Source organism: Oceanobacillus massiliensis str. N'diop (genome assembly GCF_000285495.1).
GTDB classification, from domain to species: domain Bacteria; phylum Bacillota; class Bacilli; order Bacillales; family Amphibacillaceae; genus Oceanobacillus; species Oceanobacillus massiliensis.
This window is the reverse complement of the sequence record NZ_HE610979.1, coordinates 56,972-75,825: the sequence shown is the minus strand read 5'-3', so window position 1 is coordinate 75,825 and position 18,854 is coordinate 56,972. Positions and strand designations below refer to the sequence as shown.

Here is an 18,854-nt window from a genome sequence, read left to right as displayed (position 1 = left end):
CTAAGACCCCACAGGGAGCGAACTTTGCGAGCGAGGAGGCTTAGCGCGAGCCCGCGGAAAGTGCAGTGTATTTCCGGAGCGGAGATAAGCTCATCGCCAAGTTACTTTGCAGTGTATATATTTTATCAAAAACAACAATCTTTGGGAAAAAAGCAATTATTTTTTATATGATTTTTTAGAGAATGATGGGTGGTTCAGGGCATTCGATAGAGATGTAATAAATTGGGAATTTATGGGTGATTGCTGATATATCGCCAAAATCCCTGATGCTGCTATTTACTGAATGCATCAGAATGCTATCAGCGTTGTCGCTAAATTTTAATGATTGGAATAATCCACACTATATAAATCTGCTGCATTATAAGGTCTTTCCTGAAGTCTATTCTATTACGGATAGTATGAAACTGCTTTTAATATTTCAGAAAAAATAACTATTGACTCTAATGAGAAATTAGTTTACTATAATATCAATTTACTATAACAGAGAGGGGAACCTGACATGCGAGTGAGAGAGCAATCATCTATTATAATTATTATTAACTTATTATGCTGATAGGACTGGAACGCCATGGAAATGGAATTGTTTGAGTCCACTTTATTTTTTAATAAATAAGGCGCTCAGGCAATAATAAGTTTAAGCGCCCATCCATTTTCGGAAGGGTTTTTTTATTTTCTATGAAATCAATTGGTGAAAAATTAGGAGGCTACACAATATGAAACAGTCAACGAAGGATTATCTTATTGATCGAATGTATAAAGGCTCGCAAGGACTAGCAAATGCAGTACTCGTAACGTTGGGGATCGGCCTCTTAATTGAAACATTTGGGACATTTACCGGCTGGGAAGGATTTCTTACGATTGGTAAGGCTGCACAGTTAATGCTTGCACCTGCTATCGGAGCAGGGATCGCTTATCAGCTGGGCGGGAATACTTTGGTCGTGTTTAGCGCAATGGCTTCAGCTACAATTGGAGCAAATGCGCTTTCGATAAATGCAGACGGAGCATGGGTGCTCACAACGGGGCAACCGATTAGTGCTGTACTGGCAGCGGCTGTTGCAACCTGGGTCGGTAAGCGTGTTGCCGGTAAGACGAAACTGGATATGATGTCGATTCCGTTTGCAGCAATAATGGTCGGGGGAGTAGCGGGTGTCTTTCTGGCAGCTATTACAACTCCGATGCTAGAAAGTTTGAGTGGGTTCATCGCCCGTTCTGTTGAAGTTTCTCCATTGATTGGTTCGATTGTAATTGCGCTTGTATGGAGCATCTTTCTGATGTCACCTGCATCTTCTGCCGCGATTGCAATAGCTTTGCAGCTTGATCCAGTTTCAAGTGCGGCAGCATTAATTGGTTGTACTGCCCAATTTGCTGGATGGACAGCCATGTCGTTTAAGCAAAATGATCTTGGAGCAAACATTGCCCAATCATTCTTAACGCCTAAAGTACAAGTTCCGAATCTTGTGAAAAACCCTCGTCTTGTGATAGGGCCGTTTTTATCTTCGGTGATTTGTGCGCCTATTGCCATTCAATTATTTGACTTTCAGGTTCCTTACGCGCTGGCTGGTCTCGGTCTGAACTCTTTTATAGCACCATTGAATATACTTGCTAACCAGGGACCGGGAGTTATGCTGATGTATCTAGTAATAGGGGTGATTGTGCCGGCGGTTATTTCTCTAGTGGTCTACCACGCATTGAGATTAAGAGGATGGGCTAAGACAGGCGATCTTCGAATGGAGATACAATAAAGTTTTTATAGACAACAGCAATAACTGCATATTTATTTAGCTAAAGACGAAATGACCTATGAATCGGCATAGGTCATTTCGTTTGTTGCAATATTTGGGAGTTTTAAACCCTGGTACATTTTCATATGAAGATAGATTGATATTTTCTTGAGATATAAGCTTACGGAAAATACTAATCCTTTAATCCCTTTCCATCGAGAATCTGCTGTAAGCATTTTTCAACTCTGGACACTCTTGTCTTGGATTGCTTGGGCTGAGAAAAATAAAAGCTGTATGCTCTTTGCCGGCCTTGTGTCAGTGATTCAAAGGCTGTTTTCAATTCGGGAATTTCAGTGAATTTATCTTGAAGTTCTTTAGGTATAGTGATTTCTGTATTTAAAGTCACTTGCAAACCGGCTTTCTCAACTTCAATGGCTTCATGAATATACGCTTTCAACAGGGGTTCCAGCTCCATTATCTCCTGTACATTTGTAAAACGAATCTGACGCGCTGCTTGAACATTTTCCGTTTGTTGGATTAGTATTCCGTGGCGGTCCTTCAACAAAGCCCCTTTGTGAAACAGCAGTGCACAATATTCTTTAAAACCATGTATGAGAACGATGTTTTTACCCTCAAGCGTATAACAAGGATGCTTCCATTTAAAGTCTTCGGTCAGTTCCTTGCAGTTAAGGATGATAGTTCTGAGTTTTTCAGATTCTTCCTTCCACTTTTCAATATTATTTAAGTATTCATCTACCTTAGGATTTCTTGTACTATCTATCATCGAGAATCACCCCTCTTCCATTATCAATCGTTCCCATTTGCACTGAGCATCTTATAAATTTCCCGCTATGTCTATATCTGTTCAATCATTTTTATATGAAAGAACTTTTGGCGAGCGTTATTTTTTGCAGTTGATAGAAACTGCTAAATATATTTTATATTGCTTTTAGCAACAGTTTTTTTAGGAGTGGTGTGAAATGCTCTGGAAGCTCAGATACACTTGGAATCATGACACGCTCTTTGCCGTATATGTTCTTCATTGTATTGTCTTCCCGTTCGCCAATTTCACCATCAGCTAAAAACATGCCGATGACATCAATTCCTTTTTTTCTGGCTTCTGAAACCGCTAAAAGTGTATCGACAATGCCATTTTGATCATAGCCATCGGCTGCCGGTTCGCCATCGGAAAATACCAGCAAAAACTTGTTTTTCTCACGTCTCGCCTCAAGCTCCCTAGTGATTACGCGGATACTAAAGCCATCACGGTTGTCTTCCTGAGCCTCCAGCTGCATGATGCGGGCACCATTTTCTTTATAAAGAGAATCGGCATGGGAATGAATGATATGAAAGTAATTTGGTTGGTAGTTTTCCCTGACTTCATTTGCATCCTCCCAAAATCCAATGATGGAGTGGGGGATACCCAATTGCTTTAATACTTCATGGAATAAGACAATCCCTTTTTTCGTTTCTGCCATCTTTCCTGCCATTGAGGCAGAGCAATCCACAAGCAGCGTAAAAACAGCATCGAATTCTTTTGATTCCTGGTCCTTTTTATAAAAGATCCTCGGGTTATCTTCAATAATTATTGGTAATAGACGCTTTGATAGTCTGCCAGCCATAAGATTCTTGCGAGGTGTATTTTTTTTATGTTCTATTGTCTTTTTAATCGTGTTTGCAAGCTGCCTCTTGTAGGACTCAATGTCGTTAACGAATTCTGCATATAACCTTTCATCATCAGCGGTAGGGGCTAAAGCTTCCTTTAATAGCTCCACCGCGTCTTTGTTCGCTTCGCCATAGCTGCTTCCAGATCCTTGTTTCTGATCTTTGTCCTCTTGCTTATCCAAAGCTTCCATTTTGGAATAATCTTTTTCCTTGCTTTCGCCTGATGCACCTTGGATGGAAGCCATTGCCTGATCACCATCTTCGGTCTCTCTTGCTCCGCCGCCCATGATATTTGTCCGAGTGCCTTGTTCTAATTCGAACTGGAGGAAATTTTGCTTTCGGTTTTCATTTTTATTTTCCCGATGCCAGGTGGAGAACTTCTCATCAAAGTACTCACTATTTTCCTCATCAACCTCTTCCTGATCATCATTGACTAATTCATCGGTACGAGTAAGCTCATCAAACAACGTATTTTTCGTATAGCTTTCGATATGGGCAATCGGAAAGATGAAGTATTCATTGATGGAATCTGGATAGTTGGGCTTCACCTTGTAAAGGATCTGTTCAGCTATTCTTGCACTATCTCTAGTATCTCTTGTATCAAAGATGGTGTAGATAATTGGCTTAAGACTGGTGAGTTGCTGAAGCTGCTTTTCATTTGCCCTTGGAAAAGCAGGGTCTGGACTGTCGGATTGGATCAGCAAGTAAATCAGACAGAACAATTCATCAGTTGCAAATCCTCTTGTGACATTTGCTGCCAATTGGTTTTCAAGATAATGCTTTAAATAATTTTTGCGGCTGTTAAACCATTTCTTTGTTCCCGGACGTTCTTTTTTTATGATTTCTTCCAGCCGGATATCCTCAATCAATGTGAATAATTGAGTGGATAATTTAGGTCTTCCAATCTCCCTGATATTCGTTAGAAAATTCTTAATAGCAGGGATATTGGAATGATGCAGTGTACCGATTGTACGTAAAAGGATATCGGTTTTCAGTCCTGCCACTTTTGTTTCCTGCTTTGTTTTATCCCAGAAACGGCTGGCAGTTACTTTAATATCAACAAGATCGATAAATGAACCATAATTATGCTCGAAGTCCAAATCAGGATTGCCGGATAAGACGGTTGCTAAGTCCTGCAACTGCATAAACAGATCAGTATCGACCTTTGAATCATGGAAACGATACATCCAGCATTCTCCTAACTAAAATAGAGTATCTGATAGGTTGTTTACAAATTCCCGTTCTCTTTCTTCTTCTAATTTATCAATAATCGATCTGAGAATCGCGCGTTTTGGCGGGATGATGACACTTAGATCGCAGGCGTCCAGTAATGCGCGGATTGAAGCGGCATCTTCTGATAACTTACCTTGGTGAACGGCTGTTATTAGATCGCTGGAAAGCTTTACAAAAAGATCGATTAAGTTTTTATCGGAAAGATTTGTGTTGGTTTGGATGAGGCTTTTCAGCTGATCCCCTTCAATATAGGGAACTTCAATAACGATAAACCGATTTTTCAATGCTTCATTAAGTGGGACAGTACCGATGTATCCTTCGTTAATAGCCGCAATTACACCAAAGCCTTCTTTTGCCTTAATGATTTCGTTAGTAAATGGGTTTGTAATAGTCCTGCGATAATCCAATACGCCGTTTATTAATGGGAGGGTTTCCGGTTTGGCCATATTGATTTCATCGATATAAAGAAAGTCTCCATAATTCATCGCATTTGTTACGGGTCCAGGGATAAAGTCAATGATTTGTTTTTCTCCCTGATAGTCTAGGGTTTTAAAGCCGAGCAGACTTTCTGCATCGAGATCAACAGAACAGTTGACACTGAACATCGGCTGGTTAAAAAGATAGGAAAGGGATTCGGCGAATTTGGTTTTTCCAGCACCAGTTGGGCCTTTCAATAATACATTCTTTCCCATGCTTAAGGCAGTGATAGCATCTGTCAATAAATCGATTTCAGGTGGAACATATCCGCCTGGCCTGATTAACTCCTGGAATGATTCCTGGTTGTTATCGTTCCGCTTTGTATTTAATAGTTGCATTATATTTTCAGGTAAATGGTAGTCGTTGTTCATCATATAACCCCTTTCGTAACCATTGTAACTTACTTGGATGCAAAAATAAAAATCCTGCAATTAAGGTTTAAGAAAGAGGGACCACTAATAGTGGGATGATATTTATCATCGGTTCTATAATTGCTTTATTAGTGGAAGAATTAGAGAGGATGTAACATGGAAAGAAGCGGCATTACAATTCATTAGCTTCAAATGTATCCCCATCCTCTAGATTTCCGGATTCGAACCCCCGGTAGAACCATCTTTTCCTTTGTTCAGAGGTCCCGTGTGTAAAAGTCTCTGGTACCGCATAACCTTGGGCACGTTTCTGGAGAGTGTCGTCCCCGATTGCGCTGGCAGCGTCGAGGGCCTCCTCCAGATCTCCCGCTTCAAGTAATTTCATGCTCTCTGCATGATGTGCCCATACACCGGCCAAATAATCTGCCTGAAGTTCAGAGCGGACGGATAGCTCATTCAATTCTTCCTCACTGACTTTGCCGCGGGCTTCATTTAGGTCTTTGTTTAAAGCAAGGAGGGTCTGAACATGGTGACCGACTTCATGTGCGATAACGTAAGCCATGGCGAAGTCACCAGGTGCCTGAAAGTTTCTTTCCAGTTCATCATAGAAGCTTAAATCGATATAGAGTTTCTGATCACCGGGACAGTAGAACGGACCTACTGCAGAACTCTGCCCACCGCAAGCTGACTGAACATAATCATTAAATAATACCAGGGGTGGTTCTGTATATTGCATGCCATTTTCCTTGAAAATATCTGACCAAATGGTTTCTGTATCTGCGAGCACTACCGATATGAAATCGGCGAGTTCAGCTTCGCGCTCTGTTTCGACATACTGGGTTGTACTTTGCTGATCTGTAGTTGTTGTGCCTGATAGGAAGTCAAGAGGGTTCCCGCCGAGAAACATGACAAGCAGCAGGATGATTATTCCTCCTGTTCCGCCACCTGCCAGTGCAGGAATTCCCAATCCGCTGCCGGAACTTCTGCCCCTACGATCCTCAACATTGCTGCTTTGTTTTCTGCCGCGCCATTTCATTGCCAGTCCCCCTGTACAGTTAGAGATATATTTAGTATATACCCAATTCGCAGGGTTCTAATGTATCGTTAGGGGAGGGGGTGTTGTCTTGTTTATGTCTGAAGAAAAATGAACCCTTTCCTGGTTCGAAAGGGTTCATCTGCAGTTCTGTTATAAAATTTGCGACAGGAATAATTTCGTTCTGTCGTGCTGGGGATGATCAAAGAGCTGCTCTGGTGTACCTTGCTCCACAATCTCTCCGTAATCGAACAGAATAATTCGATCGGCAACCTGTCTGGCAAAGCCCATTTCATGGGTTACCACTAACATTGTCATACCAGAGTCAGCCAATGTTTTCATAACATCCAAGACTTCTTTTACCATTTCGGGATCAAGTGCTGAGGTAGGCTCATCAAACAGCATGATTTTTGGCTGCATTGCTAAAGCCCTTGCAATTGCGACGCGCTGCTGCTGCCCGCCGGAGAGCTGGCCGGGAAATTTATCTGCCTGTTCCGGTATGCCTACTCGCTCTAAGAGGTCCTTAGCGATTTGTTCGGCCTTTTTCTTCTTCCATCTTCTGACCCAGATTGGGGCCAGGGTAATATTTTTTAAGATGGTCATGTGGGGGAATAGATTGAAAGATTGGAATACCATTCCCGTCTCTTTACGAATCTCTTCTATATTTTTCAAGTCGTTTGTCAAATTTATCCCATCAATGTTGATATCGCCCTCCTGGAATTCCTCAAGTGCATTCAGCGTGCGGATAAATGTGGACTTTCCTGAACCTGATGGGCCCAGTATAACAATCACTTCGCCTTGCTTTACTGTCAAATCTACATCTTTAAGTACATGCAGATCACCGAACCATTTATTGAGCCCGCTGACAGATATAATATCTTTTCGTTTCTCCACTGGGGTATTTAGCTTTTCAACTCCAAATACGCTTTCCATCGTTTCATTCCCTTCTTTAACGTTCTCCGACTCCTAATGACTGCTCAAGCCTTCTGCTTACATGTGACATTAATGAACAAAAGATAAAATAGATTAAGGCAATAAATAGGAATACCTCCATTGCTTTCCCCAGAAATTCTGGATTGGCAATGATTTTCTGCCCCATACCGAGTAAATCTGTAAGACCTACAATCGCAACGAGCGAGGTATCTTTAAATATGGATATGAATTGTCCTACCATTGCTGGGATAACTGCCCTAAGAGCCTGTGGCAATATGACCAGTCCCATCATGCGCGGGTAATTCAGTCCTAATGCCTGTGCAGCCTCAAATTGGCCACGGGGCAGGGATTGTAATCCACCTCGGATATTTTCAGCAAGGTAGGCAGCACCGAATAAGGTAAATCCAATCATCGCCCGGAGGACGTTGCTAATCTCAATGCTATTCCCGAGAAATAGTGGAAGCATTAATTGAAATACAAATAAAACAGTAATTAATGGAATGCCTCGAATCAATTCAATATAAATGATGGAAAACCACTTAATTGCTGGCAGTTTGCTTCTTCTTCCAAGTGCAAGCAATAAACCTAACGGAAAAGAGCAGATTATCGATACCGCGGCAATAAGCATAGTTAATAAAAATCCTCCCCAAATGTTTGAATTGACGGGAGCGATAATTCCGAAGCCATTTAACAAGGAAATGGTGATTGGTACCAATAATATCCATAAAATTAATACGGGTAATTTCATTTTCGCAAACTTCTGACCGAGATAGAACATGATGAGGAGCAGCGCTATATTGCCCCCGAGAATAAATCTTGTACTAGGTTCGACGAATGGCATTACAAGCATAATCAGCATTAACGCACCAATCGTAACTGCAACATGGCCGATAGATCCTTTCCAAATTCCCCAGGAAGCACCAAGCAAAGCAGAAGTAAGCCCTAATACAGACCAAATCCGCCATACCTCTTCTGCAGGGAATTGTCCTACCATCAGAAGTTTAAAGTTTGCGGTTATTACCGACCAGTCAGCCGAAATGATAAATTGAAGTGTGTTTATCGCTACATAGCCAACTACGGCAGCGGAAACAACTGTCAATAAAGTTTGCAGCCAGCTGCTAAAGAGATTCTGTTTTATCCATCCTAAAACTGTCAATGAAGATCTTGGAGGTTTTCTAGGCAGTTTTCCTGTGTCCGGCCCACTATTCAACTCTATATTTAAGTTTTCCAACAAATTTCACCTACCTTTCGACCAACTGCATTCTTTTATTAAAGATATTCATAAATAAGGAGGTCAATAAGCTGATGGTCAAGTAAACGGCAATCATAATGATAATTGCCTCAATAGCCCGACCGGTCTGATTCATGATTGTGTTCCCTACACTTACAATATCCTGGTAGCCGATAGCGACGGCCAAACTGGAATTTTTCGTCAGATTTAAATATTGACTTGTGAGCGGAGGAATAATGATTCGAATTGCTTGTGGGAAAACGACCAGTCGTAAAGAAGTAGAGCTTTTAAGGCCTAATGCTTTCGTGGCTTCTTTCTGCCCGTTGCTGACTCCCATAATTCCCGCTCTGATAATTTCCGCGATAAATGTTGATGTATAGATTACGAGCCCCAATAAAACGGCAGAAAAACCAGGGGAGAGTGTATTTCCTCCAATGAAACTTTTACCTTCTATGGAAGGCGCTATTACTTGAAAAGGGCCGCTCTGCGTAGTAATGAAAGCTGCTCCTAAAGCGATGATCAATATTCCGAATGCTGAAATGATCGGGTATCTGCGCTTCCCTGACTCCACTTCTTTCTTCATAAGCAATTTATAACTGATGATCGCCAGGATAATTCCTGCAGCAGCAATGATTCCCCAGAGTAATGAATTTGAATTTGCTTCAAACCAAGGGATGGCAGTACCGCGATTGGTAAGGTAGAAAGGCCCTACCTTTAGTGCATCCTCAATTTGTGGCATTGGAAGAAAAACAGCGAAATACCAAATGAACATTTGTACAAGCAAGGGAGTATTCCGGAAAATTTCGACGTATCCAAATGCCAGCTTACTGACTAACCAGTTTTTGGACAATCTGGCTATGCCGATAATAATTCCGATAATGGTAGCTAGGATAATGCCGAAAAATGCCACTTTTAGAGTATTTAGGATTCCTACCAATATAGCTTTCCCATATGTATCAGTTGATTGGAAATTCAAGATAGATTCAGAAATAGTAAACCCTGATGTATTGCTTAGAAAGTCGAAACCGATTTGCATTCCCAGCTGATTTAGTCCTGATAATGTGTTGGATAGGAGAAAGTAGATGGAAAAAATCAATGCTATTACAAATAATAGCTGCAGCAGTATAGGGACAATTCGTTTATCGCGCCAAAAAGGTGTTGCGACAGAAGAATTCTCTTTTTTCATTCTTTCACCTCTTTTTTAGAAATAGAGGTCTGCTATCAGAGGATATCTCATGATGCAGACCACTATTTTAAAATGTTTTTATACTTTTAGCGGAATGGAGGGGAGTACAAAATACCACCATTTGTATAGATATCGTTGAGACCGCGATCCAGTTTGAAGATTGTATCTGGTCCAAGATGGCGGTTATAGATTTCCCCGTAGTTTCCAACCTGCTTGATTACTTGATATGCAAAGTCGTTAGGAATTCCCAATTGTTCTCCGAGATTACCCTCTGTACCTAAGAGACGCATAATCTCAGGATTCTCATTTTCAAGGAATTCATCAACGTTTTCTGAAGTGATTCCGAATTCTTCAGCCTGAATTGTGGCTAATGTAATCCACGTGACAATGTCATACCATGTGTCGTCTCCTTCTCTTACAGAAGGGCCGAGCGGTTCTTTGGATAAACTTTCAGATAGAATCTGATGTGCTTCAGGATCTTCCATAATCGATTGGCGTGATACTAGACCGGATTTATCGGTTGTCCATGCATCCACACTGCCGGATTCGTATGCAGCAACTACAGCATCTGCATTATCAAAAACTACTGCTTCAAAATTAATTCCTCGAGCGCGCATTTGGTCTGCTAAGTTCAACTCTGTGGTTGTTCCAGTTTCAACTCCAATACGGGTGCCTTCCAAATCTTCCAGGCTCTCAATGCCGCTATCTGCGGGAACCATGATACCTTGTCCGTCATAAAACGTAATAGGTGCAAAGTTCAGCCCGACTTCTGTATCACGGTTTGTTGTCCAAGTGGTGTTACGAATCAGAACATCGACTTCGCCGGTCTGCAAGGCAGTGAAGCGTTCCTGGGCTGATAATGGGCGAAATTCCACTGCCTCGGCATCACCCAATACCCCAGCAGCAATTGCTTTGGCGAAATCAATATCAAAACCAGTATTCTCACCATCTGAGCCAACATATCCAAATCCAGGCAATGTATCATTGATACCGGCAATCACTGTTCCTCGATCAACAACAGTATCCAATGCCGAGCTTTCGTCTTCTGATTCGGCTTCTGCGCCCTCATCCTCTGTGCAAGCAGCCAAAAATAGTACAAAAATCATAAGAAAACCGAATAAAAATGATTTCTTCATTTTCTACCCCCTATTATAATTTTGTATAATTATTCCATCTGTTTTAGGAATTTCTTTTTATCAGATGGATAAATACCCACGGGATTTATGTATATCTAGGAAGAATGAATCAGATGTAATGTTACCTAACTTGATATGTCATATTTTATAACTAAAAAAACACATAGTCAACACAATATTTTAAATTAACACAAAATTATAATAATTTGTAAGATTATCTTACAATACTATGACAAGGAAAAAATCTCTGAAAATAAAGGGAAAATGGTTCGAAATCGGGAATTTACTGTTTTGAATAAAGGGAGGGAAAACATAAAAAAGACCCGAAAATGCAGATATCAGCTCTGGATTTTCGGGTGGGATAAACAGATTCGGTTTAGATATATCCAAATGGGATCACTTTATCTTAAATTGCTTTGTAATGGTTGATAGAGAGTTCGATAAGGTCATAAGCTTTAGTCCAATATCATGCGTGTCTTCTGTCTGCTGATATTGATGCTCGCTGCTGGTGAGCATTTCTTCGGTGCTGGCCAATGTTTCCTGTGAAATAGAAGCAAAGTCTTCAGCGGACAATTCCAGTTTTGGAAGCTCCTTTTTTAACTCCCTTAATTCTTTTTCTGTTCCCTTGAGATTATTGGTTGTTTCGGCGATTTCCTTCATCAAGTGGTCAAAGGAAGCCTTTGATTCATTGGCAATCTCCAAATTACTGCTTGTCTTAAGAAGCATTTGTCTGAATTCAGTTGTTGCGTGGTCTGTGATTTCTTCCATATTCGAGATGGAACTCGTTATTTGGTCCGCTGCCGCTGATGACTGTTCTGCAAGCTTTCCGACCTCATTTGCCACCACTGAAAAGCCTTTTCCGGAAGCGCCTGCCCTTGCTGCTTCAATCGATGCGTTTAATGATAATAATTTGGTTTGTTTAGCAATACCTTGAATTAATCCGACGAGCTTTGAAATCGATATTGCATCGTCATTGACCTTCTGGACGATTTTGTCCAGTTGATAGAAGTCGGTTTCAAAGCTTTGGAAGGAAGTGATTAGTTTTTTTATATTTTTTTCCCCATTTAAAGCAGAAAGCTGCATCCTCTCAGCGTTTGCAAATACGTGATCCATATTTCCCGCCATGATTTCAGTTTTATTTTTCATAGCAATTGAGCTCGATACACTGTCTTCCGAGCTGCTTGCCGTTTGTTCTGCGCCTGCTTTTACGACATTAATTGATTCAATCAGGTCATGACTGGATTGGAGGGCGCTATTCGATGAGTGCTGCAAATCCTCTCCTGTATGATGGAGTTCCGAAGTTGTACGCTTTAACTCATCGAGCATTGTACGCATCTGTCCGATCATGGCGTCATAGCTCTTATGCAGGGACACGAATTCCGGCAGCGTTGTGTTCGGTGCTGGCGTCTGCTGCAGATTGCCCTCCCTTACTCCTCGCATTGTATTGCGCAAGAAGGTTAGCGGCTTTGTTAAGGTCTGGACGAAAAGTGTCAGTAGAATAGTAGAAATCAATACACTTGCAGCAATGATAGAAAGGATGGAATAGCCCATTTCTATAACAGGTTCCATAAAGGAGCTATCCGGAACAAGCAATGTATAGATTCCTCCGATTTCCTCCATTTGCTGGAAGGAAATCGTATAGCGTTCGCCCTCAATCTCTCTCTTAATCTGTCCATTTCCTTCTTCTGTTATAGCCGTAATCAGCGAATCGGAAATCGGTGGCAGTGTATCTGCACTAACTGTGAAAGGATTCGCTACATTATCTGAAATATAGAAGAACTGGGACTTTATTCCGTCTGTTTCCAGCTCTTCCTGCTGGGTACGAATACTCGCATTTAATTGCTGCATAAAATAATGGGGATCACTGACATATAAAAAGTGCAGATTTTCTGCTATGTATCCCATTAATTGTGTTTCTCTTGCTAATCGGTCCTCTATGGTATTCATGGTGATATTTTTTGCCTGTATATACGAAGCCGTTCCGACACTTACGATGGAAATAACGATTAAAGTTATAAATAGGATCAATAATCTGCTTCGCAGCGTTGCTTTTGAAAGAAATCTATTGAATAACCGATACATGATACTTTTCCCCTTTATGATAAGTAGTCCTTTTGTACTGCTACCAATAAATTATAGCAGTCAAATATTAAGCCAATGTTAAGTTTTGACATTATTAAATTAGTAAAGGTTAGAATTGGAATTGCTAATTTTGTCCACTTCCATTCCATTGAGCAAAAAATAGGAGTATAATATATCGATGACGCTCAAATATAGGAGGAATAAAATGGCTACTATCAACAAAGGTGCAAATAAGTTCTATGTGGGAGACAATGTCAGGAATCCATTGGCAGAGATTACTTTTGTGGAATCTGGAGAGGAAAGACTAGTCATAGACCACACCTACGTATCGAGTGACCTTCGTGGCCAAGGTATTGCAGGACAATTAGTAGAAAATGTAGTGCTTTATGCTAGAGAGGCTGGCAAGAAAATATTGCCTTTATGTCCATATGCTAAAAATAAAATGGAAGAAAATGAAGCATATCATGACGTTTTAAGTAAATAATAAACATAGATTATCTAATATTAATTATAGAAAGGTGCTGAGGGTGATGTACCTGACTGTTCAGGATACTGCAGAATATTTGTCTATGGATGAAACGAAAGTATCTGCACTCGTATTGCAAGGACGTATTCGTGCGATTCATGATGGTGAACAGTACCTTATCAATAAAGAACAATTCACGACACATTTTGAACAAGTAGAGAAGTATCGATTGATGATAGAGGAATACCTTAGTGAACCGATACCAGAAGATATCGATGTAAAGGATGAAGATTAGGTAAGGGAAATTCGCTTACAATAAATCAAATTATTATCTTCCTAGTTATCTTTTTGTTTATATATTTGCATTTCAAATACATTCCATCTAATGTTAAGACTAAGCTGGAGAGCATTCCGGTTTATGCTTAACATTTTTGTTTAAGGAGCTAACTATTATGGCTAATAAAAAATATTCGAATTACAGAAAAGAAGCAAAGTCATTGAAATATGAAGTAAAAGAACCTGAGGAATTATTGACGTTTTTATTAAAGGTTATGTCCAATAGAAGCCGTAATTCTGTGAAGTCAATTTTGGCCAGAGGTCAAGTGACGATCGATGATCATATTGAAACTAAATATAATTATAATCTTCGTCCGGGCCAGACTGTCACAATTTTAAAGAACAAAGCGGCAATAAAAGAAAATGTACTAATCGGGATGTCCATTCTTTATGAAGATGAGGATGTAATTGTCATCAATAAGGAAGCGGGACTATTATCGATTGCAACCGAAAAAGAGAAGAAACAGACTGCGCTCCACCAATTAATGGAGTATGTTAGAAGAGAAGACCCTGAGAATAGAGTGTTTGTTGTCCACCGATTGGATAAAGATACTTCGGGAGTTATGATGTTTGCCAAAAGCGAACAGGTTAAACGGAAGATGCAGGATAACTGGAAGGATATTGTAAAAGAACGCACATATGTCGCTCTTGTAGAAGGAAAGGTTGTAAAAGAGAAGGGATATATTTCTTCGTGGTTAAAAGAAAGTAAAACACATTTGATGTACTCCAGCCCTACAAAGAATGACGGAATGCATGCAATCACACACTATCAGGTAATACAGGCGAATGAAGAGTTCTCATTACTGGAAGTTCAGCTTGAAACAGGAAGGAAGAATCAGATTCGTGTCCATATGCAGGATCTGGGGCATCCGGTTGTAGGAGATAAAAAATACGGTTCCAAGCAACGGAATGCAATTGGAAGATTAGGTCTTCATGCAAAGGTGCTGTCATTTAATCATCCAACAACAGATCAGCTGTTGTTGTTTAAGGCAGATGTACCACAATCGTTTCTATCTAAATCAAAATAATTTTGCCAAGTCTAAATATTTTTTTGCAAAAATCAAATAAGTAAGAACATTCAGGGTGGAAACAATGTATAATTAACATACATTGTTAATCTGGAGGTTTATTATTTTATGTATATTTTTGCAATGACGAAAGAAATGGCTTTATCAAAAAAGATGATGGTATCTGAACGATGAATAGGAAATTGGCCTTTTTGGATTTACTTTGTTATGGAGCAATCCCTTTCTTAATCTGGAAATTCGGAAGGGAGCCTTTGGGTGATTATTGGGCCATACTGCTTTCAACTGCTCCCGCATTCATTTATACGGTTTATCGGTTTGTGAAGGAGAGACAATTCAACGTTTTAGGTTTATTTATTATTTCATCCCTGCTTATTAGTACAACGGTTAATCTATTGTCATCTTCAGCTGAGAGGATGCTTTGGAATCAGGTTTTTTTAGGGTTTGGATTTGCCTCTGTTTATTTATTTTCTATGCTAATAAAGAAGCCGCTGGCACTTTACTTTGCAGTGGATTTTGCCTATTTGCAAGGCTACCCTCGTAATGACTCAATATCATTATTTAAAGTGAAAGAAATTTTTATGGGATTTCAATACATTACATTACTATTTGCTTTACGCAATGTATTTCAGAATCTATTAAAAATGTGGCTTTTAACGCGTTATGGTGCGGATGGCTATGGCCAAATGATTATTTACATGACGATAACCGGCTGGGTCTTTAGTGGTCTCATTATGGCAGGGTTCTATTTGAATTCTGTGAAAATCAATCAATTCTTGAAAACCAATATGGAAGAAAGCAAAAGGGCTGAGGCCAACAAGTGACTCAGCCCTTTTAAAATGGCGCCTTTTTCACGACTCTTCCTTTTCTGCCGGTAGTTGTTTCTGCGTGTTTCAGTGAGTTGACTACGGATTCCTCGGTAACTTCAATTACCGCCTGAAACAGCTGATTCATCACGGGATGGTCATCACGTAAATGAGTAATGGATTCGGTTGCATTTTCGGTAAAGTGAGGGTGTTTATTTGCAGTTGAAAATGCGATTGCGATATCGCCGCTTCCATTGTCTATATTGCTCCCGACTCTTCCAAGTCCTGCTGCAGATCGCTTGGCAAGCCGTTTCAATTGCCGGTCATAGAGTGGGGCGTCTGTTGCAATCACTATCATGATGGAGCCGTCAGGAGTGTCAATCTCAAGATTTTTCCAATCGGCAAATCGCGCTTGATCCCGTTTTCCGAAGTTGCTTAGTACGAGGCAGCCGACAGTATATGCTCCTATTTCCGTGGTGATTTCTCTGGAAGCTGTGCCGATTCCGCCCTTGTACCCAAAACAGACCATCCCTTTACCTGCACCAACAGAGCCTTGTGGAGTGGGAGATGAGGTTGCATTGTTAATCGCTTCTATAGCGTGTTCGGGCTTTACTGCCTGCATTCGTATTGAATTCAGATAGCCATCATTGCATTCTCCAACGACAATATTGATTGTACTTGTTGTATCGCCGATTTCTTTGCTTTCATTTATCATATATTTAAGAGTTCCATCGGTTACCGCGCCAACACTGAACGTATTCGTTAGCATAATGGGAGATTCGATTAGTCCAAGCTCATTGATCTGCACAAGTCCGACTGTTTTGCCGAATCCATTAATAACCGAGCTTGCAGCAGGTATTTTTTCCATAAATAAATTCCCGGAATGAGGAAGAATGGCAGTTACTCCCGTACATATCGTATTTTCATCATCCACTTTTTCATATAACGTCACATGTCCAACCTTTACATCACTGACATCTGTAATACAATTAAATTTCCCTTTTTGTAATTTCATGACAATCTCCTTTGATGAGGAATGTTGTAGATTAAGACTAAGACCTTTCTGTTCTTCCTATATAGTCGGTTTATTCGTTTTTATGTATACATTTTGATTATAGCAAAATCTAAATAAATAAGTAATTTTTGAATGTATTTGAGCTACTATGGGAAACTAATGATATTATTTGCCATGGAGGATAGAACATGAAACGAATCGTGATGATGGCACTGTTAATGGGTTTATTTTTCTGGACTGCCGACACAATTATAGCTGAATCGAATGGAACAGAGATAGGTGATGCAGCACCCGATTTTGAACTGCAGACGATGAATGGGGAAACGATCCAGCTTTCTGACTATAAGGGCAAACGGGTGATGCTCAATTTCTGGACGACCTGGTGTCCGCCGTGCAGAGAAGAAATGCCGGATATGCAGCGGTTTTATCTGGATAACGATCCAGTAATCCTTGCAGTGAATTTAACCGATACGGAAATGAACAAACAACAGGTTGTACAATTTGTTCAAGAATATGAGTTGACCTTTCCCATTCTGATGGATGTGGATGGTAAAGTCTCCACCATGTATAGAATAAGTCCAATTCCCACAACCTATATGATCGACTCGCAAGGGATTATCCGATATAAAGCGTACGGTGCACTCAACTATGAACGCATGATTGCCGAATATGAGAAGATGAAGTAAATGTACGGATTTGGCCCTGCCCCCTGATTTGTTAGAGGGGGCTTTTTTATGGAGTGAACCGCTTGGAGCCTGTAGCGCACAAAAGTTACTTTTGGTGGACCAATTAAGCGGGTAGAGGCCCAGTTGGAAGTTGGCTGTCCCTTAGTATAATGTTACTGCAGAAAGTACAGTTTCGAAGTAGAATAAGGAGGGGCGGGGTATAATGGGAAATTAATGGTATATCACATAAAATTACTGGTAAATCATTAAGGCTCTTTTCGTAAGTATTGTTGTTATTTCTAACTTTGTATTTGATGGAAACTGTGACGTAACAATATATGATTGGTGATTTATCCCCATTCCGGAAACAAACTACGCTTTTCGCGGGCTCGTGTAAGCCAGAGCACTGCTTGCGATTGCTTCCTTGTTCCCTTGCACCGAGGAAGCCTGCTTCGAAGCGTTACTGGAAGACGCAGGTGCATCTAGCGGGGGCTTAGCGTTTTCAGTTTTTCTGAAGACAAAAAAGCTAAAGTGAATTTCCTCATTTCTATGCTGCTCTGTCAATTGTTTGTAGAAATTATGGTGTGGTAACCTCCGCTCCGGAAATACACTGCGCTTTCCGCGGGCTCGCGATGAGCCTCCTCGCTCGCAAAGTTCGCTCCCTGTGGGGTCTCATCGTCTTCGCTTTCCCGCAGGAGTCTTCGTATATTTCCTCCGCTATGATTGGGTTTTCTGAATCGATTTACTAATATTCAATTATGAAGCTGATGGATTGCAGCGCAGGGCAGTCGACTCCAGCGGGAAAAGCAACGGCTGAAGATCCCGCAGGAAGCCGGGCTTGCTTCCGAGGAAGCTGAAGCGTTGCCCGCGGAAAGCGACTGCCCGGAGCGGAAATCGGGCATTGCTGTTACCTTGCAGTTTATATATTTTATGGAAAACAACAATCTTTGAGAAAACAGCCATCATTAAAATTACGGATATATCCCAAATGTTAATGAAATATCCCGAATATTAATGATATATCAATGAAAACAAAGAGGCATCGAGAAAGCTGGGACAGTGCGGACGCACGATTGGGGGAAGCGGCAGATATATCTTGTATATTGGATGGGCGGTATAATATCCTTAATTGGATTTCATCCTCATTAAGTGTTATACTATAAAAAATTTCATACGTTTTATTCCTTCGGGGTAGGGTGGAATTCCCAATCGGCGGTGATGAAGCATTAGCTTCTAAGTCCGTGACCCGTGCGGTTTCAACAACCAAACGGTGGATCTGGTGTGACTCCAGAGCCGACAGTTAAAGTCTGGATGAGAGAAGGAATTTTGGACATGCATCTTTAATAGCTGTTCCATTTTGTGCATTTATGTGCAAATACTGGAATGCTATTTATTCACGGTGCGTGTAATTAAAATTCTAACTTTAAGCCTCTGAAGATCATTCAGAGGCTTTTTTCTATGTCGGAGGCAAATTGG

16 protein-coding genes and 1 riboswitch are annotated in these 18,854 nt (G+C 40.7%); of the genes, 6 read left to right on the top strand and 10 right to left on the bottom strand.

Features of this window, described 5'->3' with window-relative positions; translation table 11 throughout:
- Nucleotides 1-713: 713 nt before the first annotated feature.
- Nucleotides 714-1,742 (top strand): PTS sugar transporter subunit IIC, encoded by a 1,029-nt coding sequence (locus OMHG_RS13920; RefSeq protein ID WP_010651501.1) that lies wholly within the window; start codon nt 714-716, stop codon nt 1,740-1,742.
- Nucleotides 1,743-1,914: 172 nt separating this feature from the next.
- Here OMHG_RS13920 and OMHG_RS13915 read toward each other — a convergent pair whose 3' ends face one another.
- The 9 genes from OMHG_RS13915 to OMHG_RS13875 form a co-directional block, all read right to left on the bottom strand.
- The gene (locus tag OMHG_RS13915) at nt 1,915-2,505 is read right to left on the bottom strand and encodes a YdeI/OmpD-associated family protein (RefSeq protein WP_010651500.1); all 591 of its coding nucleotides are present in this window, start codon (nt 2,503-2,505) and stop codon (nt 1,915-1,917) included.
- Nucleotides 2,506-2,659: 154 nt separating this feature from the next.
- The gene (locus tag OMHG_RS13910) at nt 2,660-4,573 is read right to left on the bottom strand and encodes a vWA domain-containing protein (protein ID WP_010651499.1); all 1,914 of its coding nucleotides are present in this window, start codon (nt 4,571-4,573) and stop codon (nt 2,660-2,662) included.
- Between the two features lie 15 nt (nt 4,574-4,588).
- Entirely contained in the window at nt 4,589-5,467 is an 879-nt protein-coding gene (locus OMHG_RS13905; protein WP_010651498.1) for an ATP-binding protein, read from the bottom strand.
- A 172-nt stretch (nt 5,468-5,639) separates the two neighbouring features.
- Entirely contained in the window at nt 5,640-6,500 is an 861-nt protein-coding gene (gene ypfJ / locus OMHG_RS13900; protein ID WP_010651497.1) for a KPN_02809 family neutral zinc metallopeptidase, read from the bottom strand.
- 150 nt (nt 6,501-6,650) lie between these two features.
- Complete coding sequence (locus tag OMHG_RS13895) at nt 6,651-7,430, bottom strand: amino acid ABC transporter ATP-binding protein (RefSeq protein ID WP_010651496.1); 780 nt, start codon at nt 7,428-7,430, stop codon at nt 6,651-6,653.
- A 16-nt stretch (nt 7,431-7,446) separates the two neighbouring features.
- Nucleotides 7,447-8,586: an amino acid ABC transporter permease gene (locus OMHG_RS13890; protein WP_237566199.1), complete on the bottom strand. Its 1,140-nt coding sequence runs from the start codon at nt 8,584-8,586 to the stop codon at nt 7,447-7,449.
- An 85-nt stretch (nt 8,587-8,671) separates the two neighbouring features.
- Entirely contained in the window at nt 8,672-9,847 is a 1,176-nt protein-coding gene (locus OMHG_RS13885) for an amino acid ABC transporter permease (RefSeq protein WP_010651494.1), read from the bottom strand.
- 86 nt (nt 9,848-9,933) lie between these two features.
- Nucleotides 9,934-10,983 (bottom strand): amino acid ABC transporter substrate-binding protein, encoded by a 1,050-nt coding sequence (locus OMHG_RS13880; RefSeq protein ID WP_010651493.1) that lies wholly within the window; start codon nt 10,981-10,983, stop codon nt 9,934-9,936.
- 396 nt (nt 10,984-11,379) lie between these two features.
- The gene (locus tag OMHG_RS13875) at nt 11,380-13,065 is read right to left on the bottom strand and encodes a methyl-accepting chemotaxis protein (RefSeq protein WP_010651492.1); all 1,686 of its coding nucleotides are present in this window, start codon (nt 13,063-13,065) and stop codon (nt 11,380-11,382) included.
- Between the two features lie 205 nt (nt 13,066-13,270).
- Here OMHG_RS13875 and OMHG_RS13870 point away from each other — a divergent pair, with 205 nt between their 5' ends.
- The 4 genes from OMHG_RS13870 (at nt 13,271) to OMHG_RS13855 (ending at nt 15,716) form a co-directional block, all read left to right on the top strand.
- A complete protein-coding gene (locus OMHG_RS13870) occupies nt 13,271-13,549 on the top strand; it encodes a GNAT family N-acetyltransferase (RefSeq protein ID WP_010651491.1) in 279 nt (92 codons plus the stop codon).
- A 46-nt stretch (nt 13,550-13,595) separates the two neighbouring features.
- Nucleotides 13,596-13,826 (top strand): excisionase family DNA-binding protein, encoded by a 231-nt coding sequence (locus OMHG_RS13865; RefSeq protein WP_010651490.1) that lies wholly within the window; start codon nt 13,596-13,598, stop codon nt 13,824-13,826.
- A gap of 157 nt (nt 13,827-13,983) precedes the next feature.
- A complete protein-coding gene (locus OMHG_RS13860; protein WP_010651489.1) occupies nt 13,984-14,895 on the top strand; it encodes an RluA family pseudouridine synthase in 912 nt (303 codons plus the stop codon).
- A 170-nt stretch (nt 14,896-15,065) separates the two neighbouring features.
- Complete coding sequence (locus tag OMHG_RS13855) at nt 15,066-15,716, top strand: VC0807 family protein (RefSeq protein WP_010651488.1); 651 nt, start codon at nt 15,066-15,068, stop codon at nt 15,714-15,716.
- 10 nt (nt 15,717-15,726) lie between these two features.
- Here OMHG_RS13855 and OMHG_RS13850 read toward each other — a convergent pair whose 3' ends face one another.
- On the bottom strand, nt 15,727-16,713 hold the full coding sequence (locus OMHG_RS13850) for a DmpA family aminopeptidase (protein WP_010651487.1): 987 nt from the start codon (nt 16,711-16,713) through the stop codon (nt 15,727-15,729).
- A gap of 188 nt (nt 16,714-16,901) precedes the next feature.
- Here OMHG_RS13850 and OMHG_RS13845 point away from each other — a divergent pair, with 188 nt between their 5' ends.
- Nucleotides 16,902-17,399: a peroxiredoxin family protein gene (locus tag OMHG_RS13845; RefSeq protein WP_010651486.1), complete on the top strand. Its 498-nt coding sequence runs from the start codon at nt 16,902-16,904 to the stop codon at nt 17,397-17,399.
- Between the two features lie 1,157 nt (nt 17,400-18,556).
- Nucleotides 18,557-18,705, top strand: a riboswitch (FMN riboswitch).
- Nucleotides 18,706-18,854 lie beyond the last annotated feature (149 nt).

Bases quoted from the DNA above. Each gene is read 5' to 3' on its own strand.
- OMHG_RS13920 (WP_010651501.1), top strand. From the start codon at position 714: ATGAAACAGTCAACGAAGGATTATCTTATTGATCGAATGTATAAAGGC.
- OMHG_RS13915 (WP_010651500.1), bottom strand. From the start codon at position 2,505: ATGATAGATAGTACAAGAAATCCTAAGGTAGATGAATACTTAAATAAT.
- OMHG_RS13910 (WP_010651499.1), bottom strand. From the start codon at position 4,573: ATGTATCGTTTCCATGATTCAAAGGTCGATACTGATCTGTTTATGCAG.
- OMHG_RS13850 (WP_010651487.1), bottom strand. From the start codon at position 16,713: ATGAAATTACAAAAAGGGAAATTTAATTGTATTACAGATGTCAGTGAT.
- OMHG_RS13855 (WP_010651488.1), top strand. From the start codon at position 15,066: ATGAATAGGAAATTGGCCTTTTTGGATTTACTTTGTTATGGAGCAATC.
- ypfJ (WP_010651497.1), bottom strand. From the start codon at position 6,500: ATGAAATGGCGCGGCAGAAAACAAAGCAGCAATGTTGAGGATCGTAGG.
- OMHG_RS13880 (WP_010651493.1), bottom strand. From the start codon at position 10,983: ATGAAGAAATCATTTTTATTCGGTTTTCTTATGATTTTTGTACTATTT.
- OMHG_RS13895 (WP_010651496.1), bottom strand. From the start codon at position 7,430: ATGGAAAGCGTATTTGGAGTTGAAAAGCTAAATACCCCAGTGGAGAAA.
- OMHG_RS13905 (WP_010651498.1), bottom strand. From the start codon at position 5,467: ATGAACAACGACTACCATTTACCTGAAAATATAATGCAACTATTAAAT.
- OMHG_RS13875 (WP_010651492.1), bottom strand. From the start codon at position 13,065: ATGTATCGGTTATTCAATAGATTTCTTTCAAAAGCAACGCTGCGAAGC.
- OMHG_RS13845 (WP_010651486.1), top strand. From the start codon at position 16,902: ATGAAACGAATCGTGATGATGGCACTGTTAATGGGTTTATTTTTCTGG.
- OMHG_RS13860 (WP_010651489.1), top strand. From the start codon at position 13,984: ATGGCTAATAAAAAATATTCGAATTACAGAAAAGAAGCAAAGTCATTG.
- OMHG_RS13885 (WP_010651494.1), bottom strand. From the start codon at position 9,847: ATGAAAAAAGAGAATTCTTCTGTCGCAACACCTTTTTGGCGCGATAAA.
- OMHG_RS13870 (WP_010651491.1), top strand. From the start codon at position 13,271: ATGGCTACTATCAACAAAGGTGCAAATAAGTTCTATGTGGGAGACAAT.
- OMHG_RS13865 (WP_010651490.1), top strand. From the start codon at position 13,596: ATGTACCTGACTGTTCAGGATACTGCAGAATATTTGTCTATGGATGAA.